The organism is Vibrio sp. JZG120 (assembly GCF_053890955.1).
Genome location: NZ_JBSRRK010000002.1, coordinates 313059 through 334908, shown reverse-complemented (window position 1 = coordinate 334908; position 21850 = coordinate 313059). Strand labels below are relative to the sequence as shown.

General features: G+C 43.9%; 18 protein-coding genes. 10 read left to right on the top strand and 8 right to left on the bottom strand.

Annotated features, from left to right (window positions below):
• Nucleotides 1–8: 8 nt before the first annotated feature.
• Complete coding sequence (locus ACWPOD_RS07300) at nt 9–677, bottom strand: hypothetical protein (RefSeq protein ID WP_006740910.1); 669 nt, start codon at nt 675–677, stop codon at nt 9–11.
• Nucleotides 678–1084: 407 nt separating this feature from the next.
• Here ACWPOD_RS07300 and rodA point away from each other — a divergent pair, with 407 nt between their 5' ends.
• The gene (gene rodA, locus ACWPOD_RS07295) at nt 1085–2167 is read left to right on the top strand and encodes a rod shape-determining protein RodA (RefSeq protein ID WP_005392081.1); all 1083 of its coding nucleotides are present in this window, start codon (nt 1085–1087) and stop codon (nt 2165–2167) included.
• Between the two features lie 73 nt (nt 2168–2240).
• Here rodA and ACWPOD_RS07290 read toward each other — a convergent pair whose 3' ends face one another.
• From ACWPOD_RS07290 to ACWPOD_RS07280, 3 genes are all read right to left on the bottom strand, one after another.
• Nucleotides 2241–2957: a YebC/PmpR family DNA-binding transcriptional regulator gene (locus ACWPOD_RS07290; protein WP_005392082.1), complete on the bottom strand. Its 717-nt coding sequence runs from the start codon at nt 2955–2957 to the stop codon at nt 2241–2243.
• A gap of 135 nt (nt 2958–3092) precedes the next feature.
• Complete coding sequence (locus tag ACWPOD_RS07285) at nt 3093–3302, bottom strand: DUF3283 family protein (RefSeq protein WP_005374484.1); 210 nt, start codon at nt 3300–3302, stop codon at nt 3093–3095.
• Nucleotides 3303–3402: 100 nt separating this feature from the next.
• The gene (locus ACWPOD_RS07280) at nt 3403–5298 is read right to left on the bottom strand and encodes an ATP-binding protein (RefSeq protein ID WP_395196903.1); all 1896 of its coding nucleotides are present in this window, start codon (nt 5296–5298) and stop codon (nt 3403–3405) included.
• Between the two features lie 68 nt (nt 5299–5366).
• On the opposite strand from ACWPOD_RS07280, the gene ACWPOD_RS07275 reads away from it, so the two are divergent.
• Nucleotides 5367–6122, top strand: coding sequence for a substrate-binding periplasmic protein (locus ACWPOD_RS07275; protein ID WP_006740908.1), 756 nt, complete (start codon nt 5367–5369; stop codon nt 6120–6122).
• A gap of 71 nt (nt 6123–6193) precedes the next feature.
• Here the strand turns inward: ACWPOD_RS07275 and ribA are convergent, their stop codons facing one another.
• Together ribA and ACWPOD_RS07265 are read right to left on the bottom strand one after the other, a co-directional pair.
• Complete coding sequence (gene ribA, locus ACWPOD_RS07270; RefSeq protein ID WP_006740907.1) at nt 6194–7255, bottom strand: GTP cyclohydrolase II; 1062 nt, start codon at nt 7253–7255, stop codon at nt 6194–6196.
• Nucleotides 7256–7536: 281 nt separating this feature from the next.
• Nucleotides 7537–7734, bottom strand: coding sequence for a PA3496 family putative envelope integrity protein (locus ACWPOD_RS07265; protein WP_005392088.1), 198 nt, complete (start codon nt 7732–7734; stop codon nt 7537–7539).
• A gap of 361 nt (nt 7735–8095) precedes the next feature.
• Here ACWPOD_RS07265 and ACWPOD_RS07260 point away from each other — a divergent pair, with 361 nt between their 5' ends.
• From ACWPOD_RS07260 to ACWPOD_RS07250, 3 genes are read left to right on the top strand one after another with little or no spacing between them, the layout of a single operon-like run.
• On the top strand, nt 8096–8950 hold the full coding sequence (locus ACWPOD_RS07260; RefSeq protein ID WP_456231728.1) for an ABC transporter ATP-binding protein: 855 nt from the start codon (nt 8096–8098) through the stop codon (nt 8948–8950).
• Nucleotides 8947–9879 (top strand): ATP-binding cassette domain-containing protein, encoded by a 933-nt coding sequence (locus ACWPOD_RS07255; RefSeq protein ID WP_395197149.1) that lies wholly within the window; start codon nt 8947–8949, stop codon nt 9877–9879. Before ACWPOD_RS07260 ends, ACWPOD_RS07255 begins: the two co-directional genes overlap by 4 nt.
• Complete coding sequence (locus tag ACWPOD_RS07250; RefSeq protein ID WP_139059707.1) at nt 9879–10346, top strand: transcriptional regulator; 468 nt, start codon at nt 9879–9881, stop codon at nt 10344–10346. The genes ACWPOD_RS07255 and ACWPOD_RS07250 overlap by 1 nt, the downstream gene beginning before the upstream one ends.
• Before the next feature lie 292 nt (nt 10347–10638).
• Here the strand turns inward: ACWPOD_RS07250 and ACWPOD_RS07245 are convergent, their stop codons facing one another.
• A complete protein-coding gene (locus ACWPOD_RS07245; protein WP_005392102.1) occupies nt 10639–12609 on the bottom strand; it encodes a replication initiator protein RctB domain-containing protein in 1971 nt (656 codons plus the stop codon).
• A 1240-nt stretch (nt 12610–13849) separates the two neighbouring features.
• Here ACWPOD_RS07245 and ACWPOD_RS07240 point away from each other — a divergent pair.
• From ACWPOD_RS07240 to ACWPOD_RS07225, 4 genes are all read left to right on the top strand, one after another.
• Nucleotides 13850–15067: an AAA family ATPase gene (locus tag ACWPOD_RS07240; protein ID WP_005374503.1), complete on the top strand. Its 1218-nt coding sequence runs from the start codon at nt 13850–13852 to the stop codon at nt 15065–15067.
• Nucleotides 15068–15074: 7 nt separating this feature from the next.
• Complete coding sequence (locus tag ACWPOD_RS07235; protein ID WP_006740903.1) at nt 15075–16049, top strand: ParB/RepB/Spo0J family partition protein; 975 nt, start codon at nt 15075–15077, stop codon at nt 16047–16049.
• Nucleotides 16050–16154: 105 nt separating this feature from the next.
• Nucleotides 16155–18182: a tRNA(Met) cytidine acetyltransferase TmcA gene (locus ACWPOD_RS07230; protein ID WP_456231727.1), complete on the top strand. Its 2028-nt coding sequence runs from the start codon at nt 16155–16157 to the stop codon at nt 18180–18182.
• A gap of 251 nt (nt 18183–18433) precedes the next feature.
• Complete coding sequence (locus ACWPOD_RS07225; RefSeq protein ID WP_167427848.1) at nt 18434–20113, top strand: DUF342 domain-containing protein; 1680 nt, start codon at nt 18434–18436, stop codon at nt 20111–20113.
• Between the two features lie 56 nt (nt 20114–20169).
• On the opposite strand, the gene catC is transcribed toward ACWPOD_RS07225, so the two are convergent.
• Nucleotides 20170–20829 carry a type C chloramphenicol O-acetyltransferase gene (gene catC / locus ACWPOD_RS07220; RefSeq protein ID WP_167427847.1) on the bottom strand — a complete coding sequence of 220 codons (660 nt, stop codon included), beginning with the start codon at nt 20827–20829 and terminating at the stop codon, nt 20170–20172.
• Between the two features lie 88 nt (nt 20830–20917).
• Here catC and ACWPOD_RS07215 point away from each other — a divergent pair, with 88 nt between their 5' ends.
• Entirely contained in the window at nt 20918–21829 is a 912-nt protein-coding gene (locus ACWPOD_RS07215; protein WP_167427846.1) for a LysR family transcriptional regulator, read from the top strand.
• The last annotated feature ends 21 nt before the right edge of the window (nt 21830–21850 follow it).

The window sequence follows — 21850 nt, the reverse complement described above, 5'->3', positions numbered from 1 at the left end:
ACGCCTCCCTAATACTTGGCTAGCAGCGCTTTCGCGGTTTGCGTTTCTAGGTTGCTGTCGCCCAATTGCTCCATTTGCACTAACCATGTTTTGGCTTGTTGAACGTCTTCAGCGCGCAGTGCCGCTTCAATGGCGTAGCGATAAATCCAAGACGTTGCCGCAAAAGGTTGCTGACTAAAACTCGGTTCATCGAGCAGAGAAAGGTACAGCTCGTAGCCACGCTCAAAGTGATTGAACATGTCAGGTAGAGAAGTAAAGGTGGTGGCTGCCATGGCGGTGGCTAGTTGGTATTCCGGCAAGCCTTGTAAACGTTGTTGCTCTTGCAGTGGTACTGGCTGATTCGCCATTAAATCCAAACCCTTTTGGATTGTGGCAAGACCGCGCTCGGTGAACTTCATCTTGTTCCAAGGCATAAACGCCTCACGACCTTGCAACGTCTCAGCACTGCCTAAATACACCAAGGTCACCGGCGTTGCTCCCTGCTCTTCGAGTTGTTTGGATAGTTCGCCGTAAACGGTATCAACCAAACCAGAGTCACCTTGCGCCGCTTGGTTGAATTGACTGAGTGTGCGCTCGCTTGGGTTAGCCAGAGCCAGATTGCTGCTAAGTGCAAATGCGGCGATAAACGTACTTGCCAGTTTAAGAGCTTTGATTGAGCGAGATTGAGAAACCATCATGTACTGTCCTTAGTTGAACGTGATTTGATGGTTTCAGATTAATGGAGAAGATCGCACGCTGCTTTTGCATGCGACCAATGGCATTTATATGGAGTGAACGGGTGTTTGCTGCGATGAATGACATTCCATCCTTAAAGAGAACATTTATCCCAGCTTGTTTGTAAGCGTCTGTCTTTCACCACAATAGGAATAAAAATACTGGCTTAAAACCTGCGTCTAGTGTATTTATCCATTCCACAGTTTTCCAAGCAGCTTACCCATAACAGACGACATCGACGCTCCTCTCATACACACCTTTGCATGGTGTCTGTTATTTCCAAATAGGATTCTTAGCATCGGAATAGTTCGAACTCTCGAGTTCTGGTTGTTTTCGCGCTCGAACTGGGTGCGTTATTAGGTCGTAGAAAATGAATAAGCGTTTTTTCCCCAGGGTCGATTTGCCACTGCTGATGGCGATCATTCCGATCATGCTATTGAGTACACTAACACTTTGGAGTGCCAGTGGCTTTAATGAGGCCATGCTCTTCAAGCATTTAGCACGCTGCGGACTGACCTTGGTTTGTATATTGGTCATGTCATCGATTCCCGCCGCTAGCTATCAACGCTCAGCTCCATATCTCTACATTATTGCGGTTGCGCTGCTACTTGCTGTCGCTTTGTTTGGCGATAGCACTAATGGCTCTCAACGTTGGCTCGATATTGGCTTTTTTCGCTTTCAACCCTCGGAGCTAATCAAACTCTCGATTCCAATCATGATCGCGTGGATGCTACATATTGAAGGCGGCAGACCAGATAGTAGGAAAATTGCATTTTGCTTACTCATCACTATGATTCCTGCCGGATTAATCGCGCTACAACCGGATTTAGACGGTGCGGTTTTTACCGTCATTTACGCCTTATTCGTTTTATTTTTAGCTGGCATGAGCTGGAAAATAATCGGTGGCTTTGTCGCGAGTATATTAACGTTGGCGCCAATTTTGTGGTTCTTCGTCATGGAGACGTATCAAAAAAGCCGCGTTACTCAGTTCTTGCACCCGGAGTCGGATCCGTTAGGTTCGGGCTACCAAATCATCCAATCTTTGATTGCGATAGGCTCCGGCGGAATGAAAGGCAAAGGTTGGATGAATGCTACGCAAGGAACACTTGGCTTTATTCCAGAAAGTCATACGGACTTTATTTTTTCGACTTATGCCGAGGAGTGGGGTTTTGTTGGTAGTTTAGTCTTGCTCGCACTGTACTTGTTTATTACCGCGCGCGTCATGTTGCTTGCATGTCAGTCTGACCACTTTTTTAGTCGGCTTGTGAGTGGTGCATTAGCGATGAGCTTTTTCCTGTATGCTTTTATCAATACAGGCATGGTGAGCGGCTTGTTGCCAGTAATGGGAAGCCCTTTGCCGTTCTTTAGTTACGGCGGCACGGCCATGCTGACGCAAGGCATCTGCTTTGGTGTGATCATGTCACTGTGTTATTCCAAATATCGCAACGTATAATGCTGCTAGCAAAGAGTGCGATCAAAAAAGGCTTCCCTCGGGAAGCCTTTTTACAACGGTGGAAGCTAAAAAATTATAGCTCTGCGTTGTGGTAAACCTGCTGAACGTCGTCACAGTCATCTAGAAGATCTAGGAATTTCTGGAACTTCTCAGCATCTTCACCCGCTACTGGCGTGTGAGTTTGAGGAACGAAAGTGATTTCTTCCACATCGATCGTTAGATCTGGGAACGCACCATTTAGTGCTGTCTTCGTCTTGAAGAACTCTGTATGAGGAGCGAATACAGTGATCACACCGTCTTCTAGCTCAACGTCAGTTACGTCCACATCTTCCATCATTAGCGTTTCTAGGATGATTTCATCATCGTCGCCTTTGAACTGGAATACCGCTTGGTGATCAAACATGTGAGAAACTGAGCCCTCAACACCAATTTTCGCACCCACTTTAACAAAGCATTGGCGTACATCTTGGAAAGTACGGTTGCCGTTATCGGTCAGACAGTCAACGATAACACTAGTACCGCCAGGGCCGAAGCCTTCGTAGCGCGCTGGTTGGTAATCTTCACCACCGCCGCCACTCGCTTTGTCTAGTGCTTTGTCGATAACGTGCGCTGGTACCTGATCTTTTTTCGCTTTCGCGATCAGGTGGCGAAGAGACAAGTTCATGTCTGGGTCACTACCGCCGTTTTTCGCGCACATGTAAATTTCTTTACCGTATTTGGAATAAACTTTAATTTTCGCGCCTGCAGTTTTCGCCATAGAGGCTTTGCGCACTTCAAAACTTCTTCCCATCGGGATGTCTCTCTAAATTCAAATTTAATGCGAAGGATTTTAGCAAAAAGCGAAACCTTTTCAATTTCGCTTAGCAAAGGAATGGGGAGGTTACCTCATTCGCCACATAGTTTTATACCGTTGTCACGATTCGCGTTAAGCGACACCCATTACTCGTTTGTACTTTTCGACCGATTGCTGAAAAAACGCTTTTTCATCAGCATCGTTAATCTTGGACAACTGTTCTTCTATTGCTTCAGGACCAGATTTGGCCTCTCTGAGCTTCCAAACCAAAAACGACGCTTGTTTATCCAGTTCGATTTTGTTTTTTTCATCAGGCGGCAATAGGGATAGATTGAACGACATTTACAGCCTCAAGGTACTTTAAATACTAGCCGCGCACTATAGCATACAGAGTTACAATTGCAGAATAGAAACGCACTTAACTTGATCAATTTCAAGTTAACTATTTGGGACCCGCACTGATTTTCAGCGCTTTTGGTAAAAACTGCTCGAATATTTGATGCAACCGATCTTTGGTAACAGGTTTGGCGACAAACTCATTCATACCGACGTCAAAGCAATGTTGTTGATCTTCTTTAATAACATTGGCACTCAACGCAATAATGGGAACGTGTTTCCCCCACTCTCCCATTTGTCGAATACGCTCAGTAGTAATGAAGCCATCCATCACTGGCATTTGGCAATCCATAAACACCAAGTCAAAAGCTTGCTTCTCACATAGCTGAAGCGCTTCTTCACCATGATTTGCGACGCTCACTCGAACGCCGAGCTTTTCCAACATAATACGGACGACTTTCTGGTTTACGATGGTATCTTCAACAATCAATACCCAAGGTTGATTGTCATGCTGGAGGCTGGTTTCATTATCTTCAACTTTTGGAAACGTCAAAACATTAGGTCGTTCCGTGTAGGTAGACCGTGCTTTTACTACAACTGGAATCGAAAACTCAAAACAACTACCAAGCCCCAACTCACTTGTCAGTTGGATTTCTCCTCCCATTAAGTTCACCAACTGAGCACCAATCGCCAAACCAAGGCCGGTACCACCGTACTTTCTGGTTGTACTGCCATCGGCTTGTTGGAAACGTTCGAAGATCGCTTGTTGGTTCTCTTTCGCAATACCAATGCCAGAATCAACGACGCGAAATCGAATCATGGCGACATCATGCTCTTGACGTGTTAACTCAACAAGAAGCTTCACATGACCACGATCAGTAAATTTGATCGCGTTGCTCAACAAATTGTTCAATACCTGTTTTAAGCGCGCAGCATCGCCTTGCACTTCCGCTGGCAAGTGAGGATCAATATCGCTAAGCAATTGCAGATTCTTCTGCTTGGCTTTGACGGCGTGTAAGCTGATCACATCATCCAAAATACGGCGCAGATCATAGCTTGCATTTTCTAATTCGACTTTACCTGCTTCGACTTTAGAAAAGTCGAGAATATCGTCGATGATCGTCATTAAAGAGTGAGAAGAACTATCGATGATCTCTACAAACTCTTTTTGCTGAGGATCGAGTTTGGTGTCACCCAGTAATGAAGCGACACCAATAATGCCATTCATTGGTGTTCGAATTTCATGGCTCATGGTGGCAAGAAATTCACTTTTTTTGCGGTTGGCGACTTCCGCTCTATCTCTTTCTTCTTCAAGCTCAGTCTGATGTTCACGGACTTTCTCAACGCTTCGGTTGTATTTCTCCGCCAACACGCTCACTTCATCAAAACACCAACGCTTTGGGAGCGTAACTTTGCTTGGGACCTTCCCGCCACTAAAATCGCTCACGGCGCCGGAAAGCAGTTGGAGAGGATTGACCAAGAGGCGGAAGGCGACCCAAAGCACGCCAATTATGAGTAATAGGATCTTGATCGCTTCTGTCGTGAGCAAGAAAAAAAATTGTTGCCAAAGATCTTCATAAATCGAGCTCAGATCCGCCTGAACAGTCAATGTCGCCAGATCATAGGTTTTATCACCAACACGATATTGCATCGGCCAACTTCTTTCTACGACATCCTCAGAAAGTACGGTGCCCAGTTCGACGATAACTTCATCTTCATTAGCGATACGTAAATAATCCACAGAGGGCATGCGCATTGCGCCCTCTGCTTGAGTGAGTAACAGCTCCCTATCCTCCACCCATAAGCTGGCAGAAAAGCTCGATAAGTAACTGGATTCGACCTGCTTTAGCTCGACGTGCAAATGGGCTAAATCTTCGTTAAAAACTCGATATAAACTCACAGCGGAAATGATGACAGTAAAGATTAAACTCAACGTTAGCACCGCCAACATAAGTTGGTTGCCGATACTAAATCGACGTTGAGATCGCTCTTTTTCATCCATATGAAATCGCTCCGATAAACTTGCGCTACTCTAAATATAGCCACGCGTAAATAATAATCGAGGATACGATGAAAAGACTTCTACTTAGATTGGCTTTTAGTTTTATTGCGATAGGAACTTATGCTACTGCCGCTGAAGTGAACTATTACGTTATCGCCGACCAAGCAAGGCCATTTCAAATAGAACAACAGGGGCAAATGCATTCCGGGATTGTGACTGACATCGTCAGTGCCATTTTCGCTGAATCAGATTATCAGGTGAATTATCATACTTATCCGTTTAAACGAATGATCTCCATATTAGAAGAAGGTGGCGAACCAAACTGGCTAACTTACGGCAGCCCAAATTGGGGCAAGGTGCAATCAGAAAACTTGTCTGAAGAGCCCATTTACACTGTAAAACATGTATTGGTCTCTAGTAGTGAGAAACCGTTAGAGTTCAAGAATATGGACACCATGCATGGCCGATCTATCGTATTACTACTCGGTTTTGATTATCCGAATTTAATCCCATTCTTTGAGGATGGTAGTGTGAATGAAATACGCGTTAAAGACTATGATGCCGCATATCGAGTGATTACCCGAACACCAGGAGATACAGCCTTCGTCGAAATGGAATCACGTGTTATGTACAACTTAAAACGCCTCAATTTGTCGCTAGAAGATTTTCAGATCCAATCTTTCGACTCAGTTATCCCTGACTACTCGATCTATTTGGCCTTTTCGCCCCAAATGCAGCCAGAAACTCAGGACTACATCAATACACGTTTGGCTGAGTTAAAAACATCGGGTGAAATTGATGAGATCATTCAAAGGTATCAATAAATGACCTAACGAATGAAAACGCCAACGATTCTATCGTTGGCGTTTTCATCTATTGAGACATAGATGATGCTTTACTTGGTGTGATTGACAAACTTAGGATCAAACATGTGCCCTAATTTACTCGCCTTAGTTTGCAAGTAGTGTTGATTGCTTGGATTATTACCTTCTTGCAAGGGCACACGCTCAATGACGTTGATATCAACCGCTTTTAACGCAGCCAGCTTACGTGGGTTGTTCGTCATTAGTCGCACCGCATCAATGCCCAAATGCTCTAACATCCCTTTACAGAATGCGTAATCACGCATATCGGCAGCAAAGCCCAAACGTTCATTGGCTTCTACAGTATCGGCGCCATCGTCCTGGAGGTGATAAGCTCGAATTTTATTAATCAAGCCAATACCACGTCCTTCTTGACGCAAATAAAGCAGTACACCACATCCCTCTTCGACAATATTTTGTAGCGCCCTATTGAGCTGAAAACCACAGTCGCAACGCGTACTAAACAAGGCATCGCCAGTAAGGCACTCCGAATGCAACCGAATAAGCGGTGCTGCGCTGTTTGCAGGCTCTCCATACACGAGGGCAAGATGCTCTTTGTTCGTGGCAGTTTCAACGAAGCCATACATCATAAATGTGCCCCATTGGGTAGGCAATTTGGCTTTATCGATGAACTTCACGAGATTGTAGGGCTCGACATGTCTCAGCTCAGCCCGAACGTTCATCAGAATTTCTCCTAAATGATTTTCTCCTTTACCGTCTCCCCCATCCCCCCAAAAGGCATCTTTGTGAGAATGCTCTGTAAGACAAGCGTTACCCGTTCTCATTAACTGCTGCGCTAAAGGTGGATTTTGCAGAAACTTTTCTCTAACGATGAAAGCCATAACGGCCAACTTCATATCCTCCCAGTCACTTCTGACGAAATGTTCGTATTTTCGGCTTAAGGCGAATGCTTCATCGGGAGTGCTCGCGTGTTGAATTTTGCTTTGTAACTGCGCATCGAGGAACTTTTGGGCTTGATAATAATGTTCGCTGGTGGGCCAAGTTTGGGAGGATATATTGACTGGGGCATGGCAAAAATTGGAAAGAAAACCGTGGGGCTCATCGGGCTCATAAAAAAGGATTTGGTCAACCATACTCGCGCTCCTTGCTTTGTGGTCGCGATAATCAACAAAAAGCATATCGCTATTGATATATCTTTTAGTAACGCTAGGTAAGATTGTCAAACTTCTACATAGATGAAAATGAGTTTGGATCTAGAACTTTTTAGGTGAAAGAGAGGTGAATTAGAACGTTTGGATAAGAAAAATAAAGAGATGTGAGATGTTGTAGTAAGACGCAATGGCTAAAATGGAGCGAAAAATAAAAAGGGCAGCCCGACGACTACCCTATGGATTGCTATACCAAACTAGAGCAATCAGTGTATCAAGCCAAGCTCCCTTGCTTCTTCAATGGTCAATCCACTTTCACGGATTTCACGTAGCGCTTCAATGCGTCTTCTGGCTTCTGCTGATTTCACTGTTTTCTCAGGCTTCACAACGGCTTCTTCATCAGGTAATTCCCATTTGTGAGCGATGTTGGTCATCTCGTCATGGTCGATAGAATTAATGGACATATTTCCTCCGAACACACCATGTTTTCGATGCGTAATCTATAGCAAAACAGGAACGAGGTGGTAAGAAAAACTGTAGGGAAATGTGACCCCTCCCGCCCTTTCGTTAACTCCTTAATAGATCCATCATTTAAGTTTTGCCAAGGGGCAAATTTACGATTAGATTTGAATAATTCCCCCTAAGAAAAGTGTGCTGATCCAGCTCTCAATTCTCGTCTTCCTTGACTTCATTAACAACGCCGGATACCACTTTTTATTTCGCCTAACTTTCGAGTCACTTCACTGATTCACCGCTTGCCACTTTCTAAAAACCACCACACCTGATAATGATAATAATTATCTTTTACATTAGTAAGGTGTTTATATGGATGGTATTAACTTAAATCATGCATACCACAATAATCCGGTCATCCAGATCCGAGATTTATGCGTCGATTACATCACCGATCATGGTGATTTCAATGCGGTAAAATCCGTCAGCTTCGATATCGGCAAAGGAGAAGTATTTGGACTTGCTGGTGAATCGGGATGTGGCAAAAGCACGATCGCATTCTCGCTCAATCGTCTCCATAAGCCGCCAGCGTTCATTTCTGGCGGTAAAATATTATTTGATGGCAAAGACATTCTTAACCTCTCAGATTCTGAGCTAACCGCTCTGAGGTGGAGTGAAATCGCCATGGTGTTTCAAAGCGCGATGAACTCACTCAACCCTGTCTTAACGCTCCAAGAGCAATTCGCAGATGTATTGCGTCATCACCAAGGACTCACCAACGCTCAAGCGAAAGATCGAGCAGAAAAACTATTGGACTTGGTCAATATTCCACGAGAACGGTTAACGGAATACCCTCACCAATTTTCAGGTGGAATGCGTCAGCGCTTAGTGATTGCTATTGCTTTGTCTTTGAACCCTAAGCTGATCATTATGGATGAGCCCACAACCGCTTTAGATGTGGTGGTACAAAGGGAGATTTTACAGCAAATCTATCAGCTTAGAGATGAATTTGGCTTCTCAGTACTCTTTATTACGCACGACTTGGCGCTGATGAGCCAATTGTGTGATCGAATTGCCATCATGCGGCATGGAGAAATCGTCGAAGTCAATCAGGCATACGAAATTCGCAATAATCCTCAACATCCCTACACACAAAAGCTATGGGCTTCTTTTCCAAACATCCACGACGTCCACAAACAACCAGAACGACTAGGAGCGCAATCATGAATCAGCCTATCATCCAAATGAAAAACGTGATTAAAGAATTCAGAGTAGGCGGTGGTTTAGCGAAAGAGGAAACCTTCCGTGCGCTCCAAGGCGTGAGCTTTGATCTGTATGCAGGAAAAACGCTGGCTTTAGTTGGAGAATCAGGCTGCGGTAAAAGTACGTGTGCTCGCTTGATCACTAAAGTCTATCCGGCAACAGAAGGCGAGATCCTTTTCAATGGCACTAATATCAATGAGATTACGTCACGCTCAGCGCTCCAAGAGTATCGCAGTAAAGTACAAATGGTGTTTCAAGATCCGTTTGGCTCACTCAATCCAACTCATACCATTCGCCATCATCTAACACGCCCTTTAAAGATTCATAAGCAAATCAAAAGCGAGCGTGACATTCCTGCCCGCTTGGAAGCGCTTTTAAAGCTGGTGGAACTACCTGAAGAGACATTAAATAAGTTTCCTCACGAGCTGAGTGGTGGACAACGTCAGCGAGTAAACTTAGCACGTGCTCTCGCCGTCGGTTCGCAAATCATTCTTGCGGATGAGCCAACATCGATGCTGGATGTCTCCATTCGCCTCGGGGTACTAAATCTAATGCAGCGCATGAAGCAAGAGCTAGGAATCGGCTTTTTGTACATTACTCATGATTTGGCGACCGCACACTACATCGCGGAAGAAACAGCTGTGATGTACAAAGGGCAAATCGTTGAATGGGGTGATACACACTCAATACTGAAGAATCCGCAGCACCCGTACACCAAACTATTGATTTCAGCCGTTCCAGATCCAGATCTTCCTTTTGGTAACTTAGTGAAAAGTGAGCCAAACTATTCGATAGATGCCGATGAAATTCGTAGTCGTAGCAGCATCATTGTCGACGAATTTGATCAAATAGGACCCAATCACTATGTAAAACAATTGACTGAGGCTGCGTAATGGAATTGAGGACTTGGCAAGATCAGATCGCCATGTGGTATGAACATCGGAAGCATGATCAAGTTGAAAAACTGGAAACGATCTTATATCAAGCGCCCGACGGCGTGTTTGGCCCAGAACTAAACGAAGTTCAAAGCAAAGCGATTGCTTGCTGGCTAGACGGTTGTTTACGTGTGTTTCAACATGCTAGGTACCAAGATCCTCAAAAAGCGTATCAAACCTTGCTTTACACGAGCGCAAAGCTTGAGCAAGCGGCATGTCAGGTATCGACCGATATTCTGATCAAAGATTGGTGTTTAAAGCGACTTCAGCACCTTACCGTTTTAGCGTTAGAGTTTTGTAATCAGCAATGCGATCAAAATGAGTGGCAACAACAAGCACATAACTTGATCGAGTCGCATGTTGCTTTGATGCGTTCTTTACATTGGAATGAAGACAAGAAGCATGATCAAGGTTTATCTCATTAATTCGGAAAGATGATCAAGGCTTACTTTGAGGAATTTGAGGTAAAAAAAAAAAGCGAGTTTCCTGAGGAGAAACTCGCGAAGTCTATTCAGAATGAATGTAACAATATGAGCCAATCTATTAATCATCAGAAAGGACAAAAGGTTGTCTATTCGTGATAAATAGTAGTCTCAGGCTTGGCTCCTAATGTCAGTGATTTGTTAGAGTTAAGTCTGTTTTTTATCATCGAAAGACATTGTTACATTTCAAATCAATACGCCACGCCTATTGCTTGATACACATCAAGCAACGCTTTTAAATCGCCATTTCATCCAGAGCGCGGAATACCATTTCATCCATGTGGCCATCGAAGATTTGACGGCACACCTTCCGACGTACCGCTAATCCAGCAATCAAGCGCTCAATGGTAAGATGCTTAATATCATTTTGAGTGTTAAACAGCTCGACGGTTTTGCTTAATGTCTCATAAGGAATTGGCTCATCCCCTACCCTTAGCCAATCAAGCTTCTCTATGTAATCAGAGCACTCTTCTTTGATTGAGGCATACGAGTGCCCTGTCATCGCAGATAAAGCCGTTATACTGCGTTCTAGAGCCTCTGGTGAGGTATATTTAGATAAAGTAATGGTGATCTCGTCTGCATTGATCTCTACCAGGTGTTTTCTTTGCTTCACGCGGCGGCCTAAATTCCCTCTTGGAGATGGCGCTTTGCGTTGGATAGGCTCAAATTCGCCGTCTATGATGCCTGAGAGCTCTTCAAGCTGTTGTCGGGTAACCATCTCATTACGAAGTGGGTTTGGCAGCGTAGGCGCCATGTTACGCTTTCCTGCGTTGGTTGTTCGCGCACGTGAATAACGTAAGACTTCTTCCACATCGCATTTAATATCGATCTGGTAGTCCATCACTTTGTCATTCTCGATCATAGTTTCGATCGTCAGGTGATAACCCCACAAATTCACGACAAACAGCTCATCCGTTCCCTTACCATCCGATAAACGCTTCAGCTCTCGGATCAAATCCATCGAGAATCGTCGCCATTCGATGTTGCGTGCCAGCTTCTGGTTTAATTCACTCAGCAGCATGCAGTCAGTATGACGACGCACCATGCGGCTACGGAAGAAAGAATACAGTTGGAATACCAAAGTATGTTGCTTCAAGATCTCTGGTGGGAACAAGAAGAAATAATCACGCGTTAATAGTTCTTCATAAAACGAAGGCTCCCAAACCAAAATGTACAAGTTTGGCTTGATACGAATTTCACCATCGCTTCCCTCTACAGGCGCTTCTTCAGACGCAGTGATGGTTCGAGCAAGAAAACGAAAACGATCACTTTTGAATCCTTCTGGCATGTTTTCACTTAGCCAACGACCAGTAAGTTCATGCAGCTGGAAATCGGTAAACTCAATACGATCAATGCTGTCGCGAATAGAATCACGTGCTGGACCACTGTCTTTTTTGCCTCGAAGCGACAAAATATCAGTAATGTATAACGGCGTCTTGTTCGGCACGTGTGCTGCGTCGAGTTGATACTGATCTTTGTGATGATCATGGTATTGCACGGTCAACGTGAACAGAGCAAACAAGGTCATCAGATCATCCACAGTCATGATATTTTTGGATGATCGCGTTTCAATAACCGCTTTGGTACCAGAGATCGACACCATGGATTTCTGATAACTTTTTCGAGTTCTTGGTGGTGCAAGTGCTTGGTCAATGATCCCAGCCCAATTCGTTGGAGACACGACAAATTGATCTGCTTCATCTTTCATCGTTGGAGGGGTATTCAACCCATGTTCATTCAACAAACGCTTGTTGACTTGGGTTTGAGCCAATGCTTTTGAACGTTTTTGCTTTTCGTTTTGGCGTACTTTGTCTGTAACAAGACTTGTTGCACCCAACACTGAAATAAGCTGATTAGGATTAACAAACTTATGTAACATCGTCTTACCAGCAAGTCCTTCTTCAAACCGCACTGGAGTTTGAGTAAACAAACCAATGTTTACTGCTGCACGTAAGCGTTGTTGCAGAGCTGCACGAGTGAGTTGTCCGTCCGTCGCTTCCACAATCTCTGTGGTTGAAACCAATCCATCTTTGCTGCTGAAACCTCGCAATGAGATCAGATTAAGCAACTCTAAGATGCTTTTGGTCACCCCTTTGAAATGTTGGTACTGCTCTACCCAATCTGCAGAGGATTCATGTACCTCAAAAAGATGGCCATCCTTATGGCTTCTAGGTGCTTTAATCAGAATTTTTTCATCAGCCGTCATTTTAGATCCAGATCACACTAGCCGTAGTTGTGCTATGGTTCCGAAGAATAAAGAAAAACAGATCATAAATAAAGAAAAAAGATTGTTTTTTAAATAACTGATCTTTTTGATTAATCTGATCTTAATTGATTATATGATCTAATGATCTGGTTATCGTTTTGCCGCTAAGTACATGTTCTATAAAGTGATTATTTTTATGTATATCGGAACTATGATCATGTTAATTCTGAAACTATGATCAACAATAGCCTGAAAGCATGATCATATTTACTCGTAAGCATGATCATTAAGTTTATGAAAAGATGATCAAAAGAGTCTTGAAACGATGATCATGATGTTTTTACAGGTTATCCACAGATGCTGTGTTTAATAATGATCTTAATGAGGATTTTATTGAGCATTGTCGATGTTATTGATACTCGGATCGATGATCAAGAGCTGAGATAGCTATCGTTCTGGAGACAATATTGATGATAAATTACTCATGTGATGAAAATACATCCAAGTAGCTCTTATTCCGCAGTAAAACCTAGTTTCGGGCTATTCTTAGGAAGCATGATCATGAGAGTAAGATTTATCATAGTAACTTGAACAATTTCATTGTTCCGGCTTCTCTATCCACTAATTTCTTCTCCATCCCCCATTCTGACTGCATTCAACCGTAAATTAGAGACAAAAACTCATGCTTCCGAGAGATTCTATAGCTTGATCATATTTCCGATTGATGGATCTTATTTAATCCGCGTGTTTACACCCTCGTCTACTCTATTTTTCCATGATCATGCTTTCGTATTTGTGTTTTATCATGGAAGCATGATCATAAGCATACCTTGATCATACTTCCATAGGAGCATCACTTGAACAGCCCTTTTTGGCTCGGATACATGATCAAGGTTGTTATTAGCGTTCATGTTGAAAGATTGCTTTCTATTTTTTGTTTAAATTAGGTTGGCCTAACATAATCCGTAATTTAGCTTAAGAATATAATCGTTCCGGTAGAAAATTGATTTACATTGTAAATGAGTGACGCTGTAACACTTTTATTTTTAAGTTTAAGGTGTCCATTTATTCGAAGATTATTTAATTAAAAATAGTTATGTTTTTTACCATAAATCATAAAAGCGTCGATTTGAGTGTTTTTTTATGTGATGGTTATTCAAAATGTTCGTGCACCTTTTTGTTGTTTTTGGTCTTTACTGCTGTACAATTGCAAGCATAAATCCTTCCAACGGAATTTGGCATGAAAAGAGAAAAAACGATTGAAAACCTTCTTGAGTTGGCGGAGCTGACTCAGCAGGTTCAAGCTGACCGTATTGAAATTGTTTTAGAAGAGCGAAGCGATAACTACTTCCCACCAATGTCTAAGGCGATGATGGAAACCCGTTCAGGTTTAACTCGCCGTAAGCTCGATGACGCGATTGGTAAAATGGAAGCCGCTGGGCATCAATTTACCAAAAACAACGCGAATCATTATTCAATTACGTTAGAAGAAGCACATATGCTTATGGATGCGGCTGAAGTGCCTAAATTTCATGAGCGTAAAAAGAATTCAGGTAACAAACCTTGGATTATTAATGTGCAGAACCAAAAGGGCGGTACTGGTAAATCAATGACCGCGGTTCATTTAGCGGCATGTTTAGCGCTAAATTTGGATAAACGCTACCGTATTTGTTTAATCGACTTAGACCCACAAGGCTCGCTACGTTTATTCCTCAACCCACAAATCAGCATGGCAGAGCATGACAATATCTATTCTGCTGTAGACATTATGTTGGGTAACGTGCCTGATGGTGTAGAAATTGACAGTGAATTTTTGCGTAAAAACGTATTGCTGCCAACGCAATACCCGAACTTAAAGTCGATTTCAGCGTTTCCAGAAGACGCAATGTTTAATGCTGAAGCATGGCAAACGCTATCTGAAGACCCATCACTCGATATCGTTCGTCTGCTAAAAGAGCAACTGATTGATAAAATTGCTGATGACTTCGATATCATCATGATTGATACCGGCCCACACGTTGACCCACTAGTATGGAATGCGATGTATGCATCAAATGCGTTGTTAATCCCTTGTGCGGCTAAGCGTCTGGACTGGGCTTCAACAGTAAACTTCTTCCAGCATTTGCCTACGGTATATGAAATGTTTCCGGAAGACTGGAATGGTCTTGAGTTTGTTCGCTTGATGCCAACCATGTTTGAGGACGACAATAAGAAGCAAGTTTCTGTTTTAACTGAAATGAACTATCTTCTAGGTGACCAAGTTATGATGGCTACTATCCCTCGTAGCCGTGCGTTTGAAACCTGTGCCGATACCTACAGCACAGTATTTGATCTGACAGTAAGCGATTTTGAAGGCGGTAAGAAGACGCTAGCCACCGCACAAGATGCTGTTCATAAAAGCGCACTGGAATTAGAGCGTGTGCTGCATTCTAATTGGCCGTCATTGAATCAGGGGTAATAAGTAAATGGCTTTGAAAACGTCTGAATTAAACGCGAAATTATTTGGCAAAACGAATAAACGTCGTGTTGTGACTCCACAAGAGGCGCAAACCGCGGCAAAAGAAAAAGCTCAAACGATTGAGCTAGCTGTCGCAGGTGAAAACATTGTTCAGTTTGAACTTGTTCGTATTCCTGCAGAGAAAGTCGCGACAGAAACAACGGTGTTTGTTGATAACGCTCGTGAGCAATCGTTCTTAAACGAACATGCTTTATCTGATGTTTTAGTCACACTCAAAGAGCGTGGCCAACAATATCCAGCGGTGGGTCGTAGAACTAAAGATGGCAAGATTGAAGTTTTAGATGGTAGCCGTCGTCGCATGTCTTGTATCCTCGCGGAGCAAGATTTTTTGGTTTATGTTGCTGACAACATCAATACTGACCATGCAAAGTTTTTGTCTGATGTGGCAAATGCTCACAAGCCGCTCTCTTTGTACGAAAAAGGTAAAGAGATGCAGGCTAAACTAGATAGTGGTGAAGCTGAAGATCAGAAAGCATTGGCGAAAATGTTCCAGTGCAGTGAAGCGTTAGTAAGTGGCGCTTTAAAAGCGGCGGCATTACCGTTAGAACTGCTTCAAGCGTATCCCAATGTCGGCGATCTTGGTCGTCCAACTATCGTGAAACTGCACAAACAGTTTTCAACGTTGACGCCAGAGCAACAGCAAGAGCTGTTAGATAAGTGTCGCTCTAGCGAAGGCTTTTTATGGCAGCGAAGCACAGCTCAAGGCGTTGCTCGTCTGACAAAAGAAGTCACGGAAAGCATCGAAAACTGGATTGCTGAGCTTGCACCAGCAAAACCTGGCAAGAAGACCGAAAAAGTCGACTTAGTAAAAGGTCGAGCAAGCTATAGCCGAAAAGGTAGCAGTCTGGCGTTGAACTTGAAGAAAGTTGACGACAGCTTGATGGAAGAGATTCTTGCCTTTGTGCAAAACAAGCTGCAATAACAAAAGATGATTGAATCAACCGCCTCCGGGCGGTTTTTTTATATCTGAGAAGCGTCAAATTAAAGATGTGATACCATTGCGTCAGTTCAACGTTGGATAGACAAAATGCAGACACAATCTGATTTCCTTTCATCACTTCAACAACAAGCTCACCAATCTTTCCAAAGATTCGGCATCGTCATTCAAGGCGAGTCTTCTTGGCAAGATGCATTGGTGTCAGAGTTCCATAAAACACAGATGTATCAACGTTGGTTTTGTGTCGGCGATTTTGGTTTGGAAAACGCATACAGTGTTTCGCCTAAACAAGGGCACATGTTGTTAGGCAGAGAGTGTGACGTTCTATTGTTTGATGCTCGAAATGGTTTTGACGCAAATAGCTTTACCGCCGCGCTTGGCTCATTGGTTGGCGGTGGTCTTCTTATTATCATTACTGAGTCGCGACAACCTACGAATTTTGCTCAGCAATGGATGCACAAACAATGGGAGAAGCTCGTTGTTATTGAGCAAGACAAACCATTGCCAACGGCTCCAGACATCAAGCAAGCAGAAAAAGAAAGCCACTACACGGAACAAGAACATGCCATTTCTCTAATTGAAAAGGTGGTGACAGGACATCGAAAGCGACCATTAATTTTGACCGCTGATCGTGGGCGTGGAAAAACAAGCGCACTTGGTATTGCGTGTGCGAACTTATTACAGCAGAAGCCACTTAGAATCTTAATCACGGCACCATCTATAAAAGCTGTTGAGCCTGTTTACCAACATGCTTTGCGGTTACTTCCTAATGCGCAGCGTATTAGGAAGGACAGATTAGAATCAGGGCAGGGAGCCATTCAATTCATTGCTCCTGACGAACTTCTATCGAGCCGACCTGAATGTGATTTGTTACTTGTCGATGAAGCGGCTGCAATTCCAGTTCCTATGCTTAAAAGCATTACCGAACATTATCATCGACTCGTTTTTTCTACGACTATTCACGGTTATGAAGGTTGTGGCCGGGGCTTTACGATTAAATTTGTTGATTGGCTTCAGAAACAGCGTTCGGGAATGAAAACATGGCACATGACACAGCCCATCCGCTGGAGCATGAATGATGCGCTCGAATCATGGCTCTATGACGCGTTTTTGTTGGATGCGGAGTTAACGCACCATCAACTTAACCAGGTCGACTCAATTTCCCTTTCTAAAGCCGATAAGGACGATTTGATATCGCAGCCTAGTTTGCTGCGCGAGTGCTTTGCTCTTTTGGTTAATGCTCATTATCAGACCTCGCCGAATGATTTAATTCACCTTTTGCAGGATGACAATAGTCATCTCTATTTTGCTAAACAAGACAATATGGTTGTGGGGGTAATATTAGCGGTCGAAGAGGGTGGGCTTGACGATGAATTGGTTGAAGGAATCCAGCTTGGTAAGCGTCGTCCTAAAGGACACTTAGCCCCAGTTACGATTGCAAACCACCTAGGATTTCCGAATGTCGCGAAGTTATCGACGCAGCGAGTCATGAGAATTGCTGTTCATCCAGCATTGCAAGGAAAAGGCATTGGTCAAAAAATGCTGCAGAAACTTGAGCAAATGGCTGCTAAACACATTGCTTACTTATCCACGAGTTTCGGTGCGACTGAAGAATTGGTCCATTTTTGGCGACAATCGAACTTCCGTACAATTCGCTTAGGATCAATGCGCGATGCTGCTAGCGGTTGTTATTCAGTCTTGATGGTCAAAGCTTGTGATTCCAAACAGACGGCTTGGGTCGATGAATCTCAGGCGCTATTTGAAGAAATGTTGTCTAACAATGTGGCTGACGTCTATCCAAAATTAGAAGCCTCAATTTTTCGAGCTCTATTACCGCAACCTTTGGGAATGAGTCCACTTCATCCCGCTAAGTTATTACTAATTGAATGCTATGCTGATGGTGGTAACAGTTATGAGTCCGTGTCTGCTTGGCTTCAGCAGTGGTTACTTAACTTAGGTTTGAACTCCGCTTCCGACTTGATGATCAGTAAGCTTTTTCTTAACCGTAGTTGGACTGAATGTGCTCAGCAATTTGGGCTACCTGGAAGAAAGCAAGTTGAGCAGCAGCTAAGGGACGAAGTAAAGCACATTTGGAACGATTTACACTGTAAACAATAAGGTGAGATTTACACTGTAAATGAAATTATTAGGAGCTGATTTTACACTGTAAATCCAGCTCCTTTTTATTTCAGTGTGTATTTTGATTGAGCTTTAGGTTAAATCGAAATGCTCTCTTAATATCTGTTTAACCGTTATTGATGGATTACTTTCTTTAGTGACGTGAGCCTTATAATAAGAAATGCGAGGTTTGTTCAGAAAACGGATTTGGGTAGACTGAAAGTGTTGATGGGAAGCAAAGTGGTAAGGGTATGTGGAAGCTGTGTCTTGAGTTATCTGAAGATAAGACCAAGGTGATAGCCCGTCTTCCGGGAGAAGTGGACCTCGGTGGTGAGCTAAATCAAAATGAATTAAACGAGCAGCTCGTCGCAATGAACGCTGAAAAGATGTTTGTTGTTGAGGGGGAAGTCGTGAGATTCATTAACTGCGCCAAAGAACGTAAAGCCGAGGCCTACGAAGGCATCGTCATTGCGGAAAAACGCAACGCGCAAGTTGAGGTTGAATTATCGAATAATGACATGCTCGCCAGTATGAACGTTGTCGGCGCGTACGGAGGCCGAGGTTTACGTGGCCCCGAGATTGTTCAAGCCCTTGCTCAAGCGCGAGTTTCGAAAGGCATCAACAAACTGGCTTTGAAGAAAGTGTTGGTTGTCAGCACTCAGCTCAAACCAGGCGAAACTTTTTCTCAACCTGTAGCGGTTGGTAAGCAACCTATCAAAGGCAAAGACGCTCTTTTTACTCCTCTCGTTAAAGACATCACCAAACGCATCCTCAAACCCAAAGACGGCCAATCTGCTAGCGACAAAATTGATTTACGTAACCTCGGTGAAACTATCGCGGTTGATGTAGGCGATGAGGTGATGCGCCGCACGCCTGCGACCAAAGGCACACCTGGTTTTACTGTTCAAGGACGAGTGATTCCTCCACAAGCTGGAAAAGACAGCCCAATGAAGCCAGGCAAGGGCACCGAGATAAGCAAGCACGACCCAAACCTATTGATTGCATCGGTATCCGGTACGCCTCTGATTAAAGACAAAACCATTGAAGTTGATAACGCACTCTGCCTCAATAGCGTTGGCGTGAATACAGGCCACGTGAAATTCAAAGGGAATGTGATTATCGGTGGCAACATTGAATCCGGAATGATTGTTAAAGCGACGGGCTCTATTACTGTAGGCGGCTTCATTGAATCGGCTGACGTACAAGCACAAGACGACATCCAAGTCGGTAAAGGGATCATTGGCCACACCGTGAGTGATGGTCAGCCAAAGAGTTGTCACGTCAAAGCCAAAGGTTCGATTCGTGCCAGCTACGCCCAATATTGTGATTTGCAAGCCGGCGAAGATATTGAGTTGGCGGTGCACAGCATGAATAACGATATTCTTTGTGGGCGCAATCTGACGGTGCTGGATGCGAACGGTAGGAACGGTACGCTCAGCGGCGGGGATGCAAAAGTCGGTGACAAAGTGGTGTGTTTACAATTGGGCGTAGAAGGCGACACCGCCACTAAGGTAGAAGCGTTCGCGCGATATTCTGCATTTAAGGAGCGGTTAGCAGAACTCAAAGATCGATACAAACGTACTCAAGAAGGAACGATGGATGTGATTCGTAAAGAGCTCGAATTTAAGAAACGTCCTAAAGCCGAACGTACCGACGAAGAACAAGCTCAGATTGATGTGATGAAAACACAAAACAACGAGCAACTTGAAGCGATAAAGCAAAAGTTAGAACAAACGGAACATGACTTTGAAGTCGCGTTAGAAGAAAATATTGTCGAAGCCAAAGAGCGTGTCTTCACTCGTGTGACGGTGCAGTTTGGCGACGAGCAAGTAACGACAAAGCGTACTCATGGCGGTTGTTCGTTCCGTTTCAATCAATACGAAATTCAAGTCTCGGCGAACTTGGAAGAAGAGGACGTCGCTGCGGTTTAAGCTTTCTTACTTACTGAGCCCACATGTCGAAACAAGATGTGTGGGCTTTTGTTTAACTAAAAATCGACAATGTGCTCTTGATAGTAGTCCGTAAGCGCACCGACTTGGCTGCTACACATTACTTTCATTGCTTGTTTAATGTGTTCTATTGGCCAGTTCCACCATTGGATATTGAGTAGAGTTTCAATCTCTTTATCGCTGAATCGTTGACGTACGACTTGGTTGTTTCCAACCACCACCGAATAAGGTTGGATGTCTTTCGTCACTAGGGCGCGTGCTCCGATGACGGCTCCATCGCCGATGTTTACTCCGGGCATGATCATCGCCTCACTGCCAATCCAAACATCATTCCCCACCACTGTATCTCCGGCACGCTCGAAACCGTCTTGTACGCCTTCTCCAAATTCTTCAGGAGAGAAGGGGAATGTCGAAATCCAGTCAATGCGATGACCTTGGTTGCCTGCCATCATGAAGGTGGTTCCAGAAGCGATGGAACAAAACTTGCCAATGATTAATTTGTCGATGCTATCGGGTTCTCTACTTTGCCATTCTTGAAGTGTGACGGGGTCACCCAACAAGTAGCGTACCGCTTGCTCTTCGAAGCTTTTTTGATGATAGAAGCCCGAGTAATAGCTGTAATCGCCAACGATGATATTGGGATTTGTGATGTGATCTTTAATGACTTGACCTTTTAACCACGTGTCGAAAACACTCATAACTCATCCTTTCAAATTTAGGTTGTACAGAGTTTAGATGCTTTCTATTATTTCCAGTAGTTTGATTTTAGAGATTCAGAATTACTGTATGGAAATAAAATGGCTCAGCTACGTACCACTTTACGTCGCTTTGTGCGAGGAGCGAAGTATTGCTGGCGCGGCAAAGCGCCTGAATTGTTCGAATGCGCATGTAAGTCGGCAACTTAAACAGCTTGAAGAGATATTGTCGGTGCAGCTTATTCAGCGAACTACGCGCCAGTTTAATTTGACCTACGATGGTTTGCGGTTTTATCAGCAGGTAAAGCAACTGCTCGAAGGCGCTGAGCAGATCAATGAGCAAGTCATGGCAAACGAGATCGTATCGGGAAAATTGAGAATAGCGGCGTCTGCTTCTTTCGGAGCCGCGTTACTCAGCCAAACATTGATCGAGTTTCGATTGCAGAATCCACAAGTGAGCGTCGAAGTGATCTTCACAGAGACACCTCTCGACTTGATTGAAGCTGGGTTTGATATCGCATTCTACTTTATCGATACTCCTCCTGAGGGATACGTCGGCCATCAGTTACGCGCTTTACACTGTAAACCGATCGCTCATCGCTCGTATTTAGCTGATAAACCAAATGTAAGTACGCCAGAGGAGCTTGGTGACTTAGAGCACATCCTTTATAAAAGTCGTGACTTGGTGTTAGACAAGTGGACGTTTACGCATAAGCAAACTCAACAGCAGTGCAGCATTGAGTTAGAAAGTACGCTGAGTTTTAATCTTGTCCAGTCCATGTTGGATGCTACTTTGACTGGCTGTGGTGTAGCCATGTTAGATGAATTTGCACTGGCTAAACTCGACCCTGCACAAAAAGAACAACTCGTGAGTTTGCTGCCAGAATGGCAAACGGATGCGATTTTGCCGCTTTATCTGCTTTACCCAAAACGTGAGCACTTACCAAGAAGAACGCGAGCGTTCATTGATCACTTTAGGAACATATATTCTGTCGGCGAATAGCGACAACAAACTTAGCAACAA